At 47.8% G+C, this 18,232-nt stretch carries 19 protein-coding genes; 6 read left to right on the forward strand and 13 right to left on the reverse strand.

Annotation, left to right across the window (positions count from 1 at the left end):
- Positions 1 to 24 precede the first annotated feature (24 nt).
- Positions 25 to 1,197: an alanyl-tRNA editing protein gene (locus tag AN963_RS09625; RefSeq protein ID WP_055744250.1), complete on the reverse strand. Its 1,173-nt coding sequence runs from the start codon at positions 1,195 to 1,197 to the stop codon at positions 25 to 27.
- Between the two features lie 92 nt (positions 1,198 to 1,289).
- Between AN963_RS09625 and AN963_RS09630 the strand changes: the two genes are divergently transcribed.
- A complete protein-coding gene (locus AN963_RS09630) occupies positions 1,290 to 1,685 on the forward strand; it encodes a DUF2203 domain-containing protein (RefSeq protein ID WP_330218824.1) in 396 nt (131 codons plus the stop codon).
- Positions 1,686 to 1,717: 32 nt separating this feature from the next.
- Here the strand turns inward: AN963_RS09630 and AN963_RS09635 are convergent, their stop codons facing one another.
- The 3 genes from AN963_RS09635 to AN963_RS09645 all read right to left on the reverse strand — a co-directional run bounded on the left by AN963_RS09635 (position 1,718) and on the right by AN963_RS09645 (position 3,745).
- On the reverse strand, positions 1,718 to 1,945 hold the full coding sequence (locus AN963_RS09635) for a hypothetical protein (RefSeq protein WP_055744252.1): 228 nt from the start codon (positions 1,943 to 1,945) through the stop codon (positions 1,718 to 1,720).
- A gap of 139 nt (positions 1,946 to 2,084) precedes the next feature.
- Positions 2,085 to 3,368 carry a LysM peptidoglycan-binding domain-containing protein gene (locus tag AN963_RS09640; RefSeq protein ID WP_055744253.1) on the reverse strand — a complete coding sequence of 428 codons (1,284 nt, stop codon included), beginning with the start codon at positions 3,366 to 3,368 and terminating at the stop codon, positions 2,085 to 2,087.
- 68 nt (positions 3,369 to 3,436) lie between these two features.
- Positions 3,437 to 3,745, reverse strand: coding sequence for a thioredoxin family protein (locus AN963_RS09645; protein WP_055744254.1), 309 nt, complete (start codon positions 3,743 to 3,745; stop codon positions 3,437 to 3,439).
- Positions 3,746 to 3,824: 79 nt separating this feature from the next.
- Here AN963_RS09645 and AN963_RS09650 point away from each other — a divergent pair, with 79 nt between their 5' ends.
- Together AN963_RS09650 and AN963_RS09655 are read left to right on the forward strand one after the other, a co-directional pair.
- A complete protein-coding gene (locus AN963_RS09650) occupies positions 3,825 to 4,835 on the forward strand; it encodes a medium chain dehydrogenase/reductase family protein (protein WP_055744255.1) in 1,011 nt (336 codons plus the stop codon).
- A gap of 25 nt (positions 4,836 to 4,860) precedes the next feature.
- Positions 4,861 to 5,274: a MerR family transcriptional regulator gene (locus AN963_RS09655; protein ID WP_055744256.1), complete on the forward strand. Its 414-nt coding sequence runs from the start codon at positions 4,861 to 4,863 to the stop codon at positions 5,272 to 5,274.
- A 78-nt stretch (positions 5,275 to 5,352) separates the two neighbouring features.
- On the opposite strand, the gene AN963_RS09660 is transcribed toward AN963_RS09655, so the two are convergent.
- From AN963_RS09660 to AN963_RS09680, 5 genes are read right to left on the reverse strand one after another with little or no spacing between them, the layout of a single operon-like run.
- Positions 5,353 to 6,849, reverse strand: coding sequence for a long-chain-fatty-acid--CoA ligase (locus AN963_RS09660; protein WP_055744257.1), 1,497 nt, complete (start codon positions 6,847 to 6,849; stop codon positions 5,353 to 5,355).
- 56 nt (positions 6,850 to 6,905) lie between these two features.
- A complete protein-coding gene (locus AN963_RS09665) occupies positions 6,906 to 8,168 on the reverse strand; it encodes an MFS transporter (RefSeq protein WP_055744258.1) in 1,263 nt (420 codons plus the stop codon).
- Positions 8,169 to 8,176: 8 nt separating this feature from the next.
- Positions 8,177 to 9,685, reverse strand: coding sequence for a serine hydrolase (locus AN963_RS09670; RefSeq protein ID WP_055744259.1), 1,509 nt, complete (start codon positions 9,683 to 9,685; stop codon positions 8,177 to 8,179).
- On the reverse strand, positions 9,675 to 10,994 hold the full coding sequence (locus AN963_RS09675) for a CapA family protein (protein ID WP_055744260.1): 1,320 nt from the start codon (positions 10,992 to 10,994) through the stop codon (positions 9,675 to 9,677). Before AN963_RS09675 ends, AN963_RS09670 begins: the two co-directional genes overlap by 11 nt.
- A 42-nt stretch (positions 10,995 to 11,036) precedes the next feature.
- A complete protein-coding gene (locus AN963_RS09680) occupies positions 11,037 to 11,918 on the reverse strand; it encodes a MurR/RpiR family transcriptional regulator (RefSeq protein WP_055744261.1) in 882 nt (293 codons plus the stop codon).
- Positions 11,919 to 12,234: 316 nt separating this feature from the next.
- Between AN963_RS09680 and AN963_RS30805 the strand changes: the two genes are divergently transcribed.
- A complete protein-coding gene (locus AN963_RS30805; RefSeq protein WP_152985625.1) occupies positions 12,235 to 12,510 on the forward strand; it encodes a VOC family protein in 276 nt (91 codons plus the stop codon).
- A gap of 168 nt (positions 12,511 to 12,678) precedes the next feature.
- On the opposite strand, the gene AN963_RS09690 is transcribed toward AN963_RS30805, so the two are convergent.
- Positions 12,679 to 13,908, reverse strand: coding sequence for an IS110 family RNA-guided transposase (locus AN963_RS09690; protein ID WP_055744263.1), 1,230 nt, complete (start codon positions 13,906 to 13,908; stop codon positions 12,679 to 12,681).
- Between the two features lie 404 nt (positions 13,909 to 14,312).
- Entirely contained in the window at positions 14,313 to 15,224 is a 912-nt protein-coding gene (locus AN963_RS09695; RefSeq protein ID WP_055744264.1) for an SDR family oxidoreductase, read from the reverse strand.
- 95 nt (positions 15,225 to 15,319) lie between these two features.
- On the opposite strand from AN963_RS09695, the gene AN963_RS09700 reads away from it, so the two are divergent.
- Entirely contained in the window at positions 15,320 to 15,634 is a 315-nt protein-coding gene (locus AN963_RS09700) for an SRPBCC family protein (RefSeq protein WP_055744265.1), read from the forward strand.
- 92 nt (positions 15,635 to 15,726) lie between these two features.
- Here AN963_RS09700 and AN963_RS09705 read toward each other — a convergent pair whose 3' ends face one another.
- Complete coding sequence (locus AN963_RS09705; RefSeq protein WP_055744266.1) at positions 15,727 to 16,074, reverse strand: VOC family protein; 348 nt, start codon at positions 16,072 to 16,074, stop codon at positions 15,727 to 15,729.
- Between the two features lie 564 nt (positions 16,075 to 16,638).
- Between AN963_RS09705 and AN963_RS09710 the strand changes: the two genes are divergently transcribed.
- A complete protein-coding gene (locus tag AN963_RS09710; RefSeq protein ID WP_055744267.1) occupies positions 16,639 to 17,172 on the forward strand; it encodes an NmrA family NAD(P)-binding protein in 534 nt (177 codons plus the stop codon).
- Between the two features lie 56 nt (positions 17,173 to 17,228).
- Here the strand turns inward: AN963_RS09710 and nrdF are convergent, their stop codons facing one another.
- A complete protein-coding gene (gene nrdF / locus AN963_RS09715; RefSeq protein ID WP_055744268.1) occupies positions 17,229 to 18,188 on the reverse strand; it encodes a class 1b ribonucleoside-diphosphate reductase subunit beta in 960 nt (319 codons plus the stop codon).
- Between the last annotated feature and the right edge of the window lie 44 nt (positions 18,189 to 18,232).

An 18,232-nucleotide genomic window follows, 5' to 3' on the forward strand; every position in this document is an offset into this window, starting at 1 on the left:
ATCAACTGTTCCTTACCTTTCTATTTATGATAAGGATGCTTCTAGCTGCTTGCGAGCATGAGCCAGCACTTCTTCTGCAGGCATACTCGGTTGTCCGCCGCCTTGTGCCATTGCTGGATTTCCACCGCCTTTGCCTTCGATCAAGGGGAGTGTGTCCTTCATCAATAGATTGACAGCTACATCGACTTCCGGTCCACGTGCAAATACAAGCTGTAATTTATCTCCGGTTGCTGCCAACAGGCAGACGACATCAGGAGCTTGTGCGACCGCCTGATGGGCGAACTGCTGAAGCTGTTGAATGGTCCGGTCGGTGAAGGTTAGTTGCAAGATACGCGCATTTCCTACCTGACTAGCTAGTGTAAGCTGCTGGCGAACCTCACCTTCTAAGAGGAGTCGCTCCTTCTCCACCAGGCTTTGCTTGAGGGAATCACGTTCAGCTACTAATCGCTCGGTTTGAGAGACCAATTCAGCATCACTGGTCATCAAAAGCTTGGACATTTCGCGCACCATGGATTGTTTTTTTGTGTAATCACGCATGGCTCGCCAGCCACAAATGAATTCCAAACGAATATTCCCTCTGTGACGCTCCCAGCCCAATATTTTGATCATCCCGACTTCACCTGTACGTGCCGGATGAGTACCGCCGCATGGATTGTAATCGAATTCAGGAATGATCACCACTCGGATATTTTCCGTCACGGTTGGCTGCTTTTTTAAAGGCAATGTGGCCAGCTCTTCGTCATCCACGAACCGAGCGGAGATGGGACGGTTCTCGAGGACGATCTGGTTAGCGCGCTGTTCGACGGCTTCCCAAACCTCCGCTGTCAGCTCATCCAATCTCACATCAATGGTGACCCGTTCTTTTCCTAAATGAAAGGCAACTGTCTCTGCATCGGCTACTTCCAAGAACGACGCGGACAAAATGTGCTGTCCCGCGTGTTGTTGCATATGATCAAATCGACGTTCCCAATCAATTCTGCCTTTTACTTGGTGAATCTCACCGTCCACTTCTTCCACGTCGATTACGCGGACTTCGCCTAGAAGCCCTTGGTCGGATGGTTGGCCCCCACCCGTTGGATAAAAGGCGGTCTGGCTCAACACGACAAAGGGAGTACCGTCCCCTTCCGTCCCTCGCTTCGTCACTTCCGCTGAGAATTGTTGCGTATACGCATCCTGATAATACAATCGATCTTTCATTTCGACTCCTTGCCGCACGAAGCAAAAACCACATCGGATATGCTTCAGCCATTTTCTCCCGCATGGGGTTACTAGTATAATAGGATTAGGAGGTGGTACTCTTGTCTAAAAAGTATTTTACACGAGAAGAAGCAAATGAGTTATTGCCGTATGTACGTGAAGAGCTTTCCTTTTTACAAGAGGCGAAACGCTCTTTTTATAAGCTATACCAGCAGCGTGAACAGATAAAAAAACAACAGCCTGTCCACGACAAAGAACTGTTTGCCGTTGAATGCCGCCTGGAATTCATGGAGATGGAAGCCCAAATGCACATCACCCAATTGATCACTAAAGGGATTCAGGTCAAGGATATCGATATCGGACTGTTTGATTTCCCGGCGTTGATCAATGGCGAAGAAGTTCTCCTATGCTGGAGAGAGGGCGAGTCCTCCATTACTCACTACCACGGACTTCATGATGGATTTAGCGGTCGCAAGCAACTCGACTAAAGACTTCTTCGCTTGATTCATGAATGACTGAATTACCCCAAGAGAAGCGCCATTTTTTCTTCTCGTTGTGCCCGTTTTTCAGGTGTCGCCAAATCGTATTTTTTCAATAGGTGGAACAGTTCGTTCAGCCTTTCTTGAGACAGCTCCGTTTCAAGCAATGCCTGCAGCTGTTCCACCCGTTTTTGCGGCAAAAAAGACGCTTGTTCAGCCAGCTTTTTTTGCACGTCCTCTACAGTGTGGTCCAGTTTACACTCTCCCATCTTCTTCCCCCTCCTACATCTCGGAGCGATACGCTCGAGAGTACTTTTTGCCATCATACCATGATTCTAACAGATTAGAAAACTCGCGTTAATGACCATGCAAAAAGGCGCACAACCTCTTGGATTGCACGCCGGACATTCATCTACGTTTTCGAACGCGGAAGTTCCCTTCGATTAGCAACCAGTTTTGCGGGAACGGCAGACCGAGCTTCCAATAGCTCACTCCACGCAGTCCTAGCTGCTTGACGAGGTCAAACTTGGCCTGGATGGAACGTGCGTCCTCAAACCAGACTTGATGACGCTTTTCTTGATCGTCTGTGTACTCAAAGAAGGGGGCCTGCGCACGGTAATCGTATTGGATGTTGACGTTATGTTCCGCTGCCAAAGCAATCGCTGCCTGAGGACTAAGGGCTCTCGCAGTCGTGCCCCGTTCGTACGGAAGTGTCCAATCGTATCCATACAAATTTTGTCCCATCAAGATTTTTTCAGCAGGCATCTCGGTTATGGCGTATTGCAAGACTCGGCGAACCGGCCCGATTGGTGAGACTGCCATGGGCGGACCACCACTGTATCCCCACTCATACGTCATGATCACGACGAAATCAGCGATTGCTCCGATCGCCCCGTAATCATGTGCAGAGTACCACCTGCCTCGTTGCTCCGCACTTGTCTTAGGAGCAAGTGCTACGGACATCATCATTCCTGCTGCCTGCGTCCGTTGCTTTGCCCTTCTCAGAAAACGGATGTACGCTTCACGATCCGTTGCTGGCAGTGCTTCCATATCGAAGTGGATGTCACCCATCCCGAGCTCTTGAGCCGTCGTAATAATCGTATCGAGTAATTTGTTCTGGAGGTCCATATCATTTAAAACCAGACCGCCTAGCTCTGTACTGAACTGGCCACCTTCCAGATTCGTCACGACCAACATCATGACGACCTGGTTGTCTCGAGCAATCGCTTGGAAATCATCGAGTGGCGGCCGGGCCAATGTTCCATCCCGCTTGATCCGAAAACTGAATGGTGCCAAATACGTCAGATGAGGCGCTGCTGTGCGCACATCTGCTTCCAACGCTTGAGACACTTGTCGTCTTGGTTCTGCATAGGCATTGAAATCGGCCGCACGTCTGGGGCGCGGCGGGATGTACAGCCTTTGTCCAATCTGCAAGGGTCGATACTGCGAAATGCCATTCACCCGTGCCAATTCAGCCGCACTGATGTGATAACGCTGACCGATCGTGTATAATGTATCGCCCTGTCTTACCCAATAATAGCTTCCCTCGATTGGAATGACGAGCGCCTGTCCGATGACGAGATTGGCTGGATCAGGAAGCTCATTTGCTCTCGTGATTTCTGCCGGTGTCGTTCCGTATGTTTCGGCGATGCCAGACAGCGTTTGTCCTCTTTCCACTACATGAATCTGCATACGCCGCCTCCTCCTTCGCATGATGTCTCTCTTTCTTTTTATTCCGCACGAAGGAAATGGGTGTATGTCTAGTTCAGATCTTTTAACCGCTCATATAGAAAACCGACCGACTGCATGGCAAAATGTCGTTCGTTCAATACTCCATCGCGAAACAATAGCAGCGCGGGCACACTGCTGATCTCCCACTGCTGAGCAAGATTTGGAGCCGTATTGATATTGATTTCGTAGGCAGCCACATTCGGCAAAGCTTCATAGGTAATTGTCAGCATTCTTTCTGCCAATTTACAAGTTCCGCACATCGGCGTATATACGAACAGGGCGAATGATTGCTTTTGCTCCATCAGCTGGTGAAACTGCTCGACCTTCATATCTTGCATCGCATTTCCCCCTTGACTTCGAGTTTACTCTAACTCATACAATACAACCAACTTCCACATTGGAAAAGGGGAATGCATAATGGTAAGTACTCGAGTAATTGTAACCCGATATGGAGGAACGGAGGTTCTCAAGGTCACAGAAGAACCTTTGCGCACACCTGGAAAAGACGAAGCTCGGATAAAAGTGGAGTGCTCAGGGGTGGCCCTCGCAGATCTCATGCGCAGGGAAGGTCTCTACCCCCTCTCTCCACAACCACCCTTTACACCTGGATATGATGCAATTGGAATCATCGAAGAAAAAGGAGAAAATGTCACACAATATGCTGTGGGAGATCGAGTCGCTGTCTTTTTTAACGGGGTTGGTGGTTATGCGTCCCACATATATTCACCGGTCGCTGAAGTCATCCCCGTTCCCGAATCGTTAGAACCAGCTACTGCGCTGACCATTTTGTTGAATTATGTGACTGCTTATCAAATGCTTCATCGATTTGCCCATGTTTCTGAAGGGGACCGCGTCCTGATTCACGGCGCAAGTGGTGGTGTAGGAACTGCCCTCTTGGAGCTGGGGAAGCTGGCCAAGCTGAAGATGTTCGGGACAGCCTCTGCCCACAAGCATCCGATCGTCGACAGCTATGGAGCCGTTGCTATCGACTACCATTCGGAGGATTTTGTAGAAGTCCTTTCAGAACTAGCACCAGAGGGCATGGACGCCGTATTTGATCCCATCGGAGGCAGGAACTGGGATCGTTCGATGCGAACTTTAAACAAACAGGGCACTTTCATCGGTTATGGGTATACTTCTGTTTTTGAACAAGGTGAGGAAAATGATTGGGCAGCTCGTTGGAAAGCGTTGACCGAAGCGAAGACAACGGAACAGGGAAATCCCGTCCACGTCTACAGTATCACGACATTAAAGCAGGAACGACCGGAGTGGTTTTTCGAGGATGTGAAGCATTTGTTTTCGTTGCTGCTATATGGGGAGCTTCAGCCTTTCATCTCACATCGTATCCCTTTTCACGAAGTTGCACGGGCTCATGAACTCCTAGAGACCTCTAAAGCAGCAGGTAAAATTGTCCTCATCCATTCGTGATTGCGTAAGGGAGAGATTGAATCCTATGTACTCCATTAGTGAAATCGCGAGACTCTCGGGGATTTCCCCCTACACCCTGCGATATTATGAAAAAATCGGTGTATTGCCTAATCCCGAACGTCAAGAAGGTCGGAAACACGGTGTGCGCCGGTACAATGATCAAGATTTGCGTTTCATCCGGTTTATCCACGGCTTAAAGCAGACCGGAATGAAGCTGGATGACATTGCTTCATTCGTACAAGAAGGCTGTCTGATAGCAGATGATTACCCGGAGACACAAATAGACGAGACGCTGAGTAAACGAATCGAAATATTGGATGATCATCTCGAGCAATTGGATTTACAGATGCGGCAGCTCGAGGCTGTAAGAAGCTTTACTCTTGAAAAACGAGCCTTCTACATAAACTTACAAAGTCAGCGTGATCAGGAAAAAAACTAAAAGACAACAAAACCAGCTCAAACTTTCGTTTGCAGCTGGTTCATTTTTTGTGGCATGAGATCCCCTTTGTTTTTACGATCAGTTTCTCAAGGAACGACGCAGGATTTTGCCTGTGCTGTTTTTCGGAAGTTCGGCCACAAACTCTACCTGACGAGGAATCTTATACTTGGCGAGTTTGTCGGTGCAAAACGCCACGATGTCTTCTTGGGACACTGCGATTTCCTTCAGGGCGACAAACGCTTTGACTGCTTCCCCGTGCACTTCGTCTGGGATGCCGATCACAGCTGCTTCGATGATCGCTGGATGTTGATAGAGTACTTCCTCGACCTCACGCGGATAGACATTGTATCCGTCTACGAGAATCATATCCTTCTTCCTGTCGACGATATAGACGTAGCCTTCCTCGTCCATTCTTGCCAGATCACCGGTGTGCAGCCAGCCATTTCGCAAAGCAGCATTTGTCTCTTCTGGCAAGCCGAGATAACCGAGCATCACATTCGGTCCAAAGACGACTAGTTCCCCGACTTCCCCGCGAGGCACTTCATTTCCTTCAGGATCGATTACCTTGTTGATCACTCCTGGCAAATCAATCCCTACAGAACCTGGTTTTCTCGTACCCCGAATGGGGTTAAATGCTGTGGCGGGAGCAGCCTCTGACAGACCGTAACCCTCCATGATCTTCACGCCATATTTCTCCTCAAACTTGTGCAGCAATTCAACGGGCATCGATGCCCCCCCTGAACAACATACACGGATCGTCGCAAAATCGGCTCGTGTAGCTGTAGGTAGCTGTAGCATGTAGTTGTACATCGTCGGAACTCCAGCAAAGCAAGAAGCTTTCTGGTCGCGTAAGACATTGACGACTTCAACCGGATGGAACCTCTGGACGATCAAGATGGTAGCACCGGAGCGGATGGGACCATTCAAGCAGACAGTCATGCAGAATACATGAAACATCGGCAAGACCGCGACCATCCGGTCATCAGGCTCCAGCTCAAACAATGTCCCCATCGCCTCAGCGTTGGAATCCATGTTTTTATGCGAAAGCATAGCTCCTTTTGGTTGCCCGGTGGTACCAGACGTGTACAAGATGACGGCCAGGTCGTTTTCGTCCCGTTCTGGCTCATCATACTCGGTTTCTTGCTCTTGGATGAGCTGGTCGACTGTAAGCGCATCCCCAGCTACTTCCGTGTAGATCAACAGCTCGAGGTCACTCAGCTGATCCTTCAACTCGGACAAAACAGGCTCCAGTGCAGATAAAGCGATCACGGCCTTGGCTTTACTGTTGGACAAAATATAACCGATCTCTCTAGGAGTGTAGATGGGATTCATCGGGACAACGGCAGCTCCAACCCTCAGGATCGCATAGTAAGCGCTCACAAAATGCGGGCGGTTGTCCACGAGAAGCGCCACCGCATCCCCTTTTCCAATCCCTCGTTTTGCTAGACTAGCTGCCAAAAACTCTACCTGCTGATCCAACTCCGCATACGTCGTACTTTCACCTTGAAAAACGTAGGCAGGACGATCAGGGAAGTTGTGGGCACTTCTCTTCAGGTTCTCGTTCAAATGATACATCACGCATCTACCTCCTTTTAAAAAATTTTAACATTCCGAATAATCAGGTGAAAGCATTACTTTTCCGTTATGTGCGAGATTTGTGTAGAGATTTCCGTTTTTCCTTCATTTCGTTTGGCAAAGATCAAGAACAGGACCCCAAATACGAGATAAATCAAGGCGTTGACGGTCATTGCATGACTGAAACCTGTGCTGATATCTCCCGCAGCCTCAACAATCGAACCCGTAACGAGAGGAGAAATAATGCCGGCTAATGTGACGAGACTGGACATGACCCCGACGAGCAGCCCTGTACGCGTGGGCATCAGACTGCTGACGATCACAGATGCTGCTGTTCCTACAGAAAAAGCGAAGCCTTTCCCCAGACACAGGGCGATCAATACCCATGCAGTCGATTGTACCCATGTAACGGAGTAAAAGAACAGTCCACCCAAAATAATCGACACCCCACCGATCAGCACGTACGATTTGCGATAGGAACGATGCTTCTTGTACAGACGGTCACCCATGGATGAAATAAGAATCGTCATGAGACCTGCTACCAGACCCGTTCCTGCAATCGAATAAGCCATCTGCTGATTCGTCAAATGGATCGCTTTCACCAAGTACACCGGCTCCCACACGGCTGCAAAGGTCGTACCCCATATTTGCCCGAAATAGATGAGAAAGCAAAAGATATAGGTGGATGATAGCATAACACCAGAGATTTCGGACCACTTCGCTTTTGGTGCTTCGCTCACAGCTGGCAAGATCGGTGTGACGTTGAGCTTTGGTTTTTCTTTTCCAATCCAGATCCAGACGAGGAACCAGATCAGACTGAGTGCCCCCATAAAAGCCCAGGCAAAACGCCAACCGTTCTGATCAATCATCGAGACCAGCAACGGCGCGGATGCAACAGCACCAACAAATGCGCCAAAATTGACGGTGGAATAGACGAGACCACGTTTTTCTTCCGGATACCATTTATTCAAATGACTGACAACCGTCGCCCAAAACGGACCTTCCCCAATCCCGAGCAGTACACGTGCCAAGACGAGCATGGGCAGACTTGCAATCGCATAGGCTCCAAACTGTACTACCGTCCAGGAAATCGCCATAATCGCCAGCATTTTTTTCGTCCCGATCCGATCTGAGAGCGCCGCTCCCAGAATCCCTGCGATAGAGAAAAACCAGAAGAAGCTGCTGCCGACTAATCCCCATTCTTTCTGGGAAAGGCCAAACTCTTCCATGATCGGAACAGCGGAATACCCCGCGATCGTTTTGTCTGCGTAGTTGATCATATACAAAACAAACAGCAACACTAATGTCACTCTAGCCATCGTGCCCATCACTCCATTTGGGTAGAGAATAAATTTCCTTTTCGGGTAAATACCAACGCTTTTGCTCCCTCAACTGGCTCGAACGGAGCGGAAAGACTTACGATCATCCCCTCGTGATTCGTTTGAAATGAAATCGGGAACTGAAGCGTGTACGATTCATTAAAAGTGGCCAAAAAACGAGAGTCCGCCATCGGTTCAAGCAAGAAGACAATGCCGTTGTATCTCATCGACAACTGCCCATCTATATAGGAAATGGTGATCGTACCATAACCCTGATTCTCGTATACACCCGTTACGGAGATGAACGCCTGTACAGATGGACCACCTACCGCTTCATCCTTTTCTGAAGGCAATAGTCGCAAGCTCTCCCATTTAGTAACTTGCTCTTGCTGCGCCGCTTCTTCCTTTCTCGCTTCCTCCCTCATTCTTCCATTCCAATCACATCGCTCCATTCCCAGTACGTGATCGTAAATCTCATAGGAAAGCACCGTGGGTAGTCGGGAATTGTCGATCTGACTCAAGACCACGATCCCCATCTGAGCGTCAGGCAAGAAACTAACGAATGACGTAAATCCTTGTAGGTTGCCCGCATGAAAAATCATTCTGTGCCCACGATAGCTCTGCACAAACCACCCCAATGCAGAATACGAAGTGGTCAATTCCGGCATATGCTCATGAGGCTTACCAGCGACGATCTGCGGACAATACAGTTCCTCTAATAATGCTGGAGAAAGTAGTGGGCAACCGTTAACAACCCCTTTTTGCAGGTGAAGATGCAGCCATTTTGACATGTCTTGAATGGTAGAGATCATTGAACCTGCGGGACCGATCGCTTCATTGTTGAGAAAAGGCACTTCTACGACACCTGCTGCTTTTTTTCTGTAGGGACGGGCGAGACGCCCCGTTCGTCCTGCTTCACCCACAGTAAAATAGGTGTTTTCCATGTGAAGCGGATCGAGAATTCGCTTTTTCACAAATGCTTCCCACTTTTTTCCGCTCAATCTCTCTACCAGACTACCGGCTGCGGTTACCATCAGATTCTGGTATTGATACGTAGAGCGAAACGCCTTGGTCGGCTCCAAATAGCGAAGTCGTTCCATCAATCCCTCGCGTGAATCCGACGTGTTATACCAGACGAGATCATGACGAGGCAGTCCCGAGCGATGACAGAGTAAATCTCTCGCCGTGATGGTAGCGGTAGCCACAGGATCGAACAGCTGAAAGTCAGACCAATACGAGCGCAAGGGAGTGTCCCAGTCAAGTACCTCTTCAGCAACCAGCAGCGCAAGGCTGAGCGAGGTAAATGATTTGGTGGCAGAGGCGATCGGGAATAAAGTCTGTGGTGTAATCGGCTGGCGACCATCACGGTATGCGTGGCCAAACCCGTTGGAAAATACCACTTCCCCATCACAGATGACGGCTACTGCACACCCTGGTACCTGCCAAGCCATCCGTTTTTCTTCTACCTGTAGCTGGAGATATTCGACCAGATCAGTGCGGACCTCCTTACGTGACATCACTGCCAACCACTTGTTTGAAGCGTATTCTACCTACGTTTCCTTCCACTTCGATCTTGGTCCCGTACGGCTCGCTCAGTGTCTGTAGTCTCTCTAAAATCGCAGAAGAAGCACTCAGCGTTGGCCAACCCATCCGATGTATCGGCAAATCAAAACCCAATTCAATCGGGTGCAGCTCGATTTCTAACAGTTCACCTTCATGCATTTTCCAAATAGGGACGACAGCCTCCCACACTTCCTGATGAACACACAAGCCTCGCGTGTACTTCGCGCTCATCGCTTCCAGGGCGTCCGCCACATTGTGGTTGTGGGTAAGCCCGTAATGCTCATAGAAATCGGCTGGCTGACTCGTGACGGCCTCTGTCTGAAAGATAAAATCTCCCAGGCTGTAAAAGATGGGGCGGTTTTTGTATATTTCGATACCTCGCAGCAGATGCGGGCCATGACCAACGACTGCGTGAGCCCCCGCATCAATGCAAGCACGAGCAAACACCTCCAGAAACTCTGCGGGCGCTTCCTTCTTCTCCCCTTTCATCTCATGGGCATGAATGCTGATGATGACGTAATCGGCCCTCCGTTTGGCTTCCTCGATAGTTTTGATGATTCGTTTTAGATCGCGCGGGTGTGGTTCTGTTTTCGTTTCATCCTGTTCCCCCTGTCGAAAGAGCGATGTCCCGAACAGAAAAACGTCCTGACCAGGTGCGTTCATAAAGCCTTCCTCGATCAATATCTTGCTGAATGCGTTGATGTCAGTGGAGTCAGCTATCGCCTGTAAATGACTCAACTTCTCCTCCGTGAGAGTGTGCGCCATGATGTAACGCATCGGATTGACTCCCGGCCTGCCGATACTATCCGGTCGCTGATCTCCCGCTGCCCACCATGGATGAAAGGTGGACGTAGCTGCTATCAATGCGACTCGGGCAGACTCGCATTCTAAATACCGTGGTGCACCAGCCTCCGCTAGATTTTTGCCTGCCCCTGCATGGACGAATCCGTACTCGTTTAAGTGCTGTTCTGTCGCCTCAAGTCCTCCGTACAAGTAATCGAGTGTATGGTTATTTGCCCAGCCGATCATGTTGAAGCCATACTCCTTCATGGTCTGCAGCACGGATGGAGGCGACATCGCCCACGTTCCCCCGCTCTGTGCGCTCGGATATCCCTTGTTGTCATGGACGGTTGTTTCCAAATTGGCTAAACGAACATCTGCTCGATGGAGCAATGCCGCCATCTCATGGAATGCCTCGTCCTTATAGAGTTGACGAGTAATAAAGCTGTCTCCTGTAGCCGCAAATGTAACGGGTCTAGTCAATGTTAAAGTCCCTCCTGCTCCATTGATTTTTACAAGCCCATCTCAGATCGTAAATTCATCCTCGTCGCCAATGAACGAGTAAAGCTGCGAACTGATTTCGTCGTAGTGCTGCAATCGCTTTTGGACGTTCTCAGCGTCGTACACCATCACCCCTTTGATCAGCACATTTAACAAGGAAAACAAAACTGGCATTCCACTAGTCGCTGCGGGCTGTGGAGTCGTGACTTTCAAAAGCAAATCGGCCATTTGACTGATGGGTGACAGCTCTCCCTCCGTCATCGCCAGCACTTTGGCACCCAATGCTTTGGCAGATTGGACAAGCGCTACCGTTTCAGTCGGGTGACGAGGAAATGAAAGCGCGATGACCAGCCACTCCTGGTCACGTTCGGTGATAAAGTAGTCCGCATTGTCCACGGCGCCTGTATACAGATAGGTGTTTCCCTTGATTGCATTGAGGGTCGAGAAAAGCCATTTGGCAGGAATATGGCACCAACGGAAGCCGACGACAACGATCCGATTTGCCGAAATGATGCTCTGGATGGCTTGCTCGAACAGTCGGTAATCAAGCTGCTGGAGCCCTTGTTGCAAGTAGGCGATGTCCGTCTCGATGACCTGCTGGGCGTAGTTGTCGCGCGTAAGGATTTCTTCCGTATCTCGATATTTTTGAATAGGGCCTTTGCGTGGTTCAGCTATCAGCAAGGACTTTTTGATCTCATCCTGCAACTCCGTGTAGCCTGTGTATCCCAAGGCGTAGCAAAAACGAATGACCGTCGCCTCACTCATGTTAGTCAGATCAGCGATTTTTTTGGCAGTATGGATCGCGATCAGACTGGGCTTCTCAATAACAAACTTTGAAATGATTTTTTGACTGGCCGTGAGATTTCCGTACTGTTTTCGGATTCGTTCTTTTACTTGCTCATCCATCTGCGGCTCTCCTTTGCAAGACTGGTATCTTCGGTATTTTGTGAATATTATATCTCTTGCAATAATTCGCTACAATATATCTACAAAAATGTAGTTTTCACTTCATTTTGATGCCAGTTGCACCCACTATTTCGCTTAGGTACATAGATCACAGCGAGACATATTGGTTTAGTTACCTTAAAAGTAAGCTCACTTACAAAGTCACTCGCCTTTTATCGAGATGTCGTCGGATTACAGATCCTTCTGGAGCAACAGAGCTATGCCGATTTGACTGCCGTTGGTGTACAGCCGTTGGTCAGGCTGGTCGAAGTTCCTGATGCAATCGTTCTTCCCCGCAGAGCGGCAGCTGAGCTCAGCTGGCGGTTACCATCATCCTATCGGAATGAATACATGGGCAGGCGTCGGTACTCCATTGGCTCCTCCTCATGCAGCAGGATTGGCTCATTACTCAATTGTGCTGCCAAACGAGCAAGAGGTCCAATTCATACGCGAGCGGTTTTCTGCTGCAAACGTTCCTTGTCAGACCAAAGAAAAGAAGTTGATTGTTCATGATCCTTCGAGGATCGAAATACACCTTCAAGCCTCACACTGAGTTACAAACTGAAAAGATCGCCTTCCCGGCATGGACAGTAGCCGTGGGGAAAGCGATCTTTTTTTGTTCTTTTAAAATAAAGTTTTTATACGAAAATGAATATCCGGAAATAGGCACAGCAAAAAAGCTCTCCTATTTCGAGAGAAAAATCGAATCGCTAGGTATTTTTTAAGCAGTTTCGATTTGAAGATTCACGCTATAACCTAAATTTTTGATGCGTTGAACCCAGTAGTCCACACTCTTTTCTTTCTGCGGAAGGTAATCCCAACCCAACTCATTGTAAGGTTCGTTACGGAGTAGCATTTGATAAATGATCCTTAAAAGTAAATGGGATACAGCCATGTTGGCTTTCTTAGGGCCTCGTCGTTTGACTAAGCGATGGTAAAAGGAGGAGAGTCGTGAGCCTTTTGCTTTTGCTGCGGCCCACGCTGCTTGGCAAAGAATGGACTTCAGTCCTTTGTTACCACTTCGTGTGCGGGTGCTTTTCTTTTTGCCCGCACTTTCGTTATTTCCAGGACTTACTCCTGCCCATGAAGCTAAATGCCCTTCCGAAGGAAACATTGACATATCGCAACCGATTTCAGCAAGGATGCCCGCCGCTGCATCTTTTTGAATGCCGGGAATGGTTACTAATAGATCGACAGCCTCTTGGTAGGGTGAAAGAAGTTGTGCGATATCTGACTCTAATACTTCGATTTCTTTCTCCAAGTATGCGAGGTGATTGAGATGTTTTTGTATCATCTTGCGATGATGGAGCCGTATACGACCATTCAGTGCTTCGATCAATTGGGGGACTTTCTTTTTTAAACTAGTCTTAACCATTTGTTCAACTTGCTGAGGATCAAGTACTTCTCCGTTGACGAGGGAGTCGAGCAGGGCTCGTCTAGATATACCAAAAACATCGGAAACGTACGTAGTTAGCTTAATATTCGCATCCTGAAGGATGCGATGAACCCGATTTTTCTCTGCGGTGGCGTCGCCCAACAATTTACGTCGATACCGAGTAAGATCTCGTAGATCCCGAATGTCTTCTGGTGGAACGAAGCTAGCTTCTATTAATCCACAACGAAGTAACTGGGCAATCCAAACGGCATCCTTCATGTCTGTCTTACGACCGGGAACGTTTTTGATGCGCTGAGGATTGGCAAGCCAAAGATGAAAAGAACCCTCGAGGATATTCCATATCGGCTTCCAGTAGACTCCTGTACTTTCCATAGCGACATCCGAGCAGTTGTATTCTGTCAGCCAGTCTTGCAGTTGAAGAAGTTCCTTTGTTGTAGTACCGAATGTCCGAATTTCCTTTTTGGCCCTTTTATCCAACGGTCCATACATCACACAAGCTACAATGGTTTCCTGATGTACGTCCAATCCGGCACAACGTTCCAAAATGGCATCCATGGTAAGTCCCTTCTTTACTAAAGTATACGTAGGTCATGCACTTTAAGCGGTGTAGTTTTATACACGTGCTCATTGGCAACATTCGGCGGTGCTCGAAGTGCAATAGGTTCAGATTAGACTTCGGGGTTGGAAAACCACCAAAAAACTTTCGACCTAAGACCTACGTATCCTTAGTTTACGGCTGCCTGAATTCATTTTAATCAATGGTTGTGATCGATCAGATCATGGGTGATTAGACTGAACCCAATAAATGAAACAGCGGCGACCTAAGACCTGAAAATAAAGTCTTAGACTGCCGCTGTTGTTATTGAAATAACGAACCAGTTCGTTGAATCGTTTACATGCATCGTTAAAACAACTTATTATCTTTCTTCTGAACGTTTGATTTCGGTCTTTATTGAATATTAGCGGTAACCAGAAGCATTCGCTGGTTTGCCTGCATCTTGCACTTCTACGAGATACCGCCAGCAGTCTGGCTGAGAGCCGTCAAGATCATAAAAACCATACTCTTGTGCCAGCTTACCACTTGAAACAGATTGACCGTTCCATCGGGCAACTTCCGGATCTCCAGCTAGTGCGGCAACGGCACGTCCTACAAAACGTGGCGATTCCGAGATGATGAAATGAGGTTCCCTCACAGTGGCGTCACGCCAGTTTTCTTCCTTAACATCGTAATGATCAAGCATGATTTCAGAACGCATCCACCCCGGAGACACTGCTACTGCTGTGCATTTATATGGTGAAAGTTCATGGGCTAAAGACTGAGCCATACGAATGACAGACGTCTTGGCTAGATCGTAAAACAGTGATAAACGGTAGTTTTTATCGTTGTATTCTGCCGTGCCGTCCGTTATCTCAATGACCAGTCCATTCTTGTTTCGAATTAACAGGGAGAGTGCAAAGTGGCTTGTAATAATATGAGTATCAATCGCAAGCCGAAGCATGCGAAACCCCCGTTCAAGGGAGTGCTCCCACACAGGTACGTTCCACTGTGCCAAATATTCAGCCCCCCACACATCGTTGACCAAAATATCCAGTCTTCCCTGTTCATTCTCAATGCGAGCAATTAGAGCCTGAACCTGATCAGGATGTAGATGATCCACTTGAATCGCTATTCCACGGCCACCCGCATTACTTACAAGTTCAGCGGTTTCTTCGATAGTTTCAGGACGATTGTACTCAGAGCGTTGAGTTTGTGTCGTTCGTCCTGTCACATAAACAGTAGCTCCAGCCGCCCCTAATTCGATAGCTATTCCTCTACCAGCGCCGCGTGTTGCACCTGCCACCAAAGCCACTTTTCCATTTAGAGGTTTCATGATCGGTTACTCCTTTCGTTGATCTACCGCCAATTATAGACCTTAAATATGTCAACTTGTGTCATGTTAATAACAGCGAAGGTATCCTTTCCACTATGCTGCCGGTTAGCAATGCAAATGCAAAAAAGGCTGCTGGTACCAACGCCAGCGAGCTTATCGTTTCCATTGATGAAGGGGAGCGTCGAATGGCATACGCGGTAAAAGAAGCACGAATGCCACTCCTGCATCACCATGCTTCCTTCCAGGTGTTCCCCAATGACAAAAATGGCAGTAAGCTTGTTTGGATAACCGATTTCCTTCCCGAACAACTAACACCAGAAATTCAAGCACGTATAAATCGGGGAGCAGAGGTTATGAAAGATACAATCGAGGCTGAAGTGCAGAGAGACGATTGCAATGAAGCCCGTTAATATGTTAAGGCAGCCGATCATACTGGTCGGCTGCCTTGTGTCTTTTCAGCTATCGATGCCCGTTAGCTCAATAGCAAATGAATTACAACTCGTTATTTCTCCCAAAGCTCGACCAGTCGACCTTCAGGATCTTCAATCCAAATAAACTTTCCAAATTCACTAATCTCTTTTTTCTTTGCAAGAGGTACACCAATATGTTCAAGATGCTTAATAGTCTCGTTTAGATTATGTACTTGGAAATTTAACATCACTTGTTGTTCTGTTGGAAAATAACTGTCATTCTCGGTAAAGAAAGAAAAGATAGTCTCATTTCCTAATTCGGGTTTTATCACAGTCCCATTCCAATTTTCTATTTCCATCTTCAACACTTCACTGTACCATTTTTTTATAACTTCAAGATTCTTAGTTCTCCAAAATATTCCTCCGAAACCTTTTATCATCGTATTTAACTCCTGTCTGTCATCAAATTTTTAGCTATCCGATTACATGAGATATTCGAGATTTAAATTTAAAGTTCCTTTTTCAACTATACTGCCTCGTTAGCGTAGTGATCATGCGAGTCTAAAACTTTATTTTCTCTGAACATTTTTAACTGAGTCGCAGGATTTGAATTTGCTGATCTTCGACGATTACATCGTATTCGATAACCATAGGGTCCGCGTTTTCTTTTGTAGTTCTTGCAATACCTCATCTTGTGAACTCAATCTACCCCCCTGTAGATAAAATACCATTATCAGCTTTCTCATTATGATTCAGGAGCATTTTACCAGTAATCAAATAGGCAAAAAGCCCTCTTCATTTATTTGAAGAGGACTCTACTCCTATTGAGTCTATGATTATAAAGTTTCACTCTCTTCCACCAACGGCATCGCCTGCCACTTCTCTCCCCATTGCCGCATCTGCAAAAGATTGTCTCCATACTCTCTTGTCCAAAAGAACGCACTTTCTTTTAATAAGCTTCATAAATGTAGAGCAGCTAACCAATCGTAAGGAGGTGTCGTCTCATGACTCAGCCCGTAGAGTATTCCTGCTATGTGCCCATCTGTGCAGCGATCCAGGTTATCGGGGGCAAATGGTCTTACTTCGTCATTGCCCAACCGTGCAAAAGGCCTCTGCGCTTCACCTTTTTCATGGAAAATTACATCAGCGCATACTCCCCCATTCAAAATAGAACGTATGCCGAAGCCATTGCACATGACATCCCCGTCAACCTCATTGCCGTCGACGACATCGGGGCATTCGTCAAAATCGCTTTTCAGGAACCAGAAACCTTCATCGGAAAGACGATGGAAATGGCCAGCGATTCGCTTACTCCTCCTGAACTTGCAGCAGCGTACAGCCGTGCTACAGGTCAATCCATCGTGTATACACCGATCTCCATCGAAACGATACGAGCTGAAAGTGAAACCCAGGCGAACATCTATGAGTGGTTAAACAGTGGCGGCCATGTCGTTGACCTTCCTGCTCTGCGAGCGTTACACCCTGGTCTCACTCGCTTTGAGGATTGGCTAGCGAAACAAGGAAAGGGAAAAAACTAGCGGAAAACGACAAAGAACTCGATCCGTTTCGGGATGGAGTTCTTTGTGTGTATCATCTATTCCAGATCAAATTTGAAATCGTCATCCGAGAGCTGCTCTACATGAATGGTGCGTACGTAGCCGTTCCCTTTTTTGGAGAAGAAATCGTGTTGCTTCGTTTGCGTGCGAATGCCATTCAGGACAATCGGGTTGACGTCTTCTTCCGGGAAGATCGGATCCAGCCCCAGATTCATCAGGGCTTTATTCGCGTTGTATCGGACATAGGCTTGTACTTCCTCTGCGAGACCAATGGATGCGTACAGCTCAGTCGTATACGCCTCTTCATTTCGCTGAAGCTCTTGCAACAGTTCGTACAACTCTTCTTTGCATGCCTGCTGTTCATTTACGCTCAAACGCTGGTATACTTCCTGCGCCAGCACCCCAACGTACAAGCCGTGAATGCTCTCATCGCGGACAATTAAGTCGATAATTTCACCGCTGCTCGTCATCTTGCCTTGTCCTGCCAAATAGAGCGGATAAAAGAAGCCACTGTAGAACAGATAGCTCTCCAAAAAGACGGAAGCGACCATCGCCATGTACAGGTCCTTCTGCGTCTCGATTTCTTGATAACGACTGGAAATCAATTTTGCCTTCAATTGGAGACGAGGGTTTTGCTCCACCCAGCTGAAAATCTCATCGATCTCCTCTGTCGCTGCCAGCGTGGTAAAAATGCTGCTGTACGATTTGGCGTGGATCTGCTCCATCATTCCCATGAACGCGAGAACGGCTTTGCGCTGCAGACCGTCCACATGCTCCATGATTTTGGGCATCCCGACTCCACCTTGGACCGTATCCAGCAAAGTGAGACCACCCAACACTTTTTTATAGGTGTCGCGCTCAGCAGCCGTCAACTCCATCCAGGACATTTTATCGTCTGAGAGCGGAATTTCGTCGTCCGTCCAAAACTGCATAATGTTTTGATTCCAAAACGTCATCGTAAAATCATCATCTGGCCTGTTCCAATTGACAGCTTTCATTGGGCGTTCCTCTTCTCTATATGCTTGTTCCTACCTCTATGTCA

The organism is Brevibacillus choshinensis, from assembly GCF_001420695.1.
GTDB lineage: Bacteria > Bacillota > Bacilli > Brevibacillales > Brevibacillaceae > Brevibacillus > Brevibacillus choshinensis.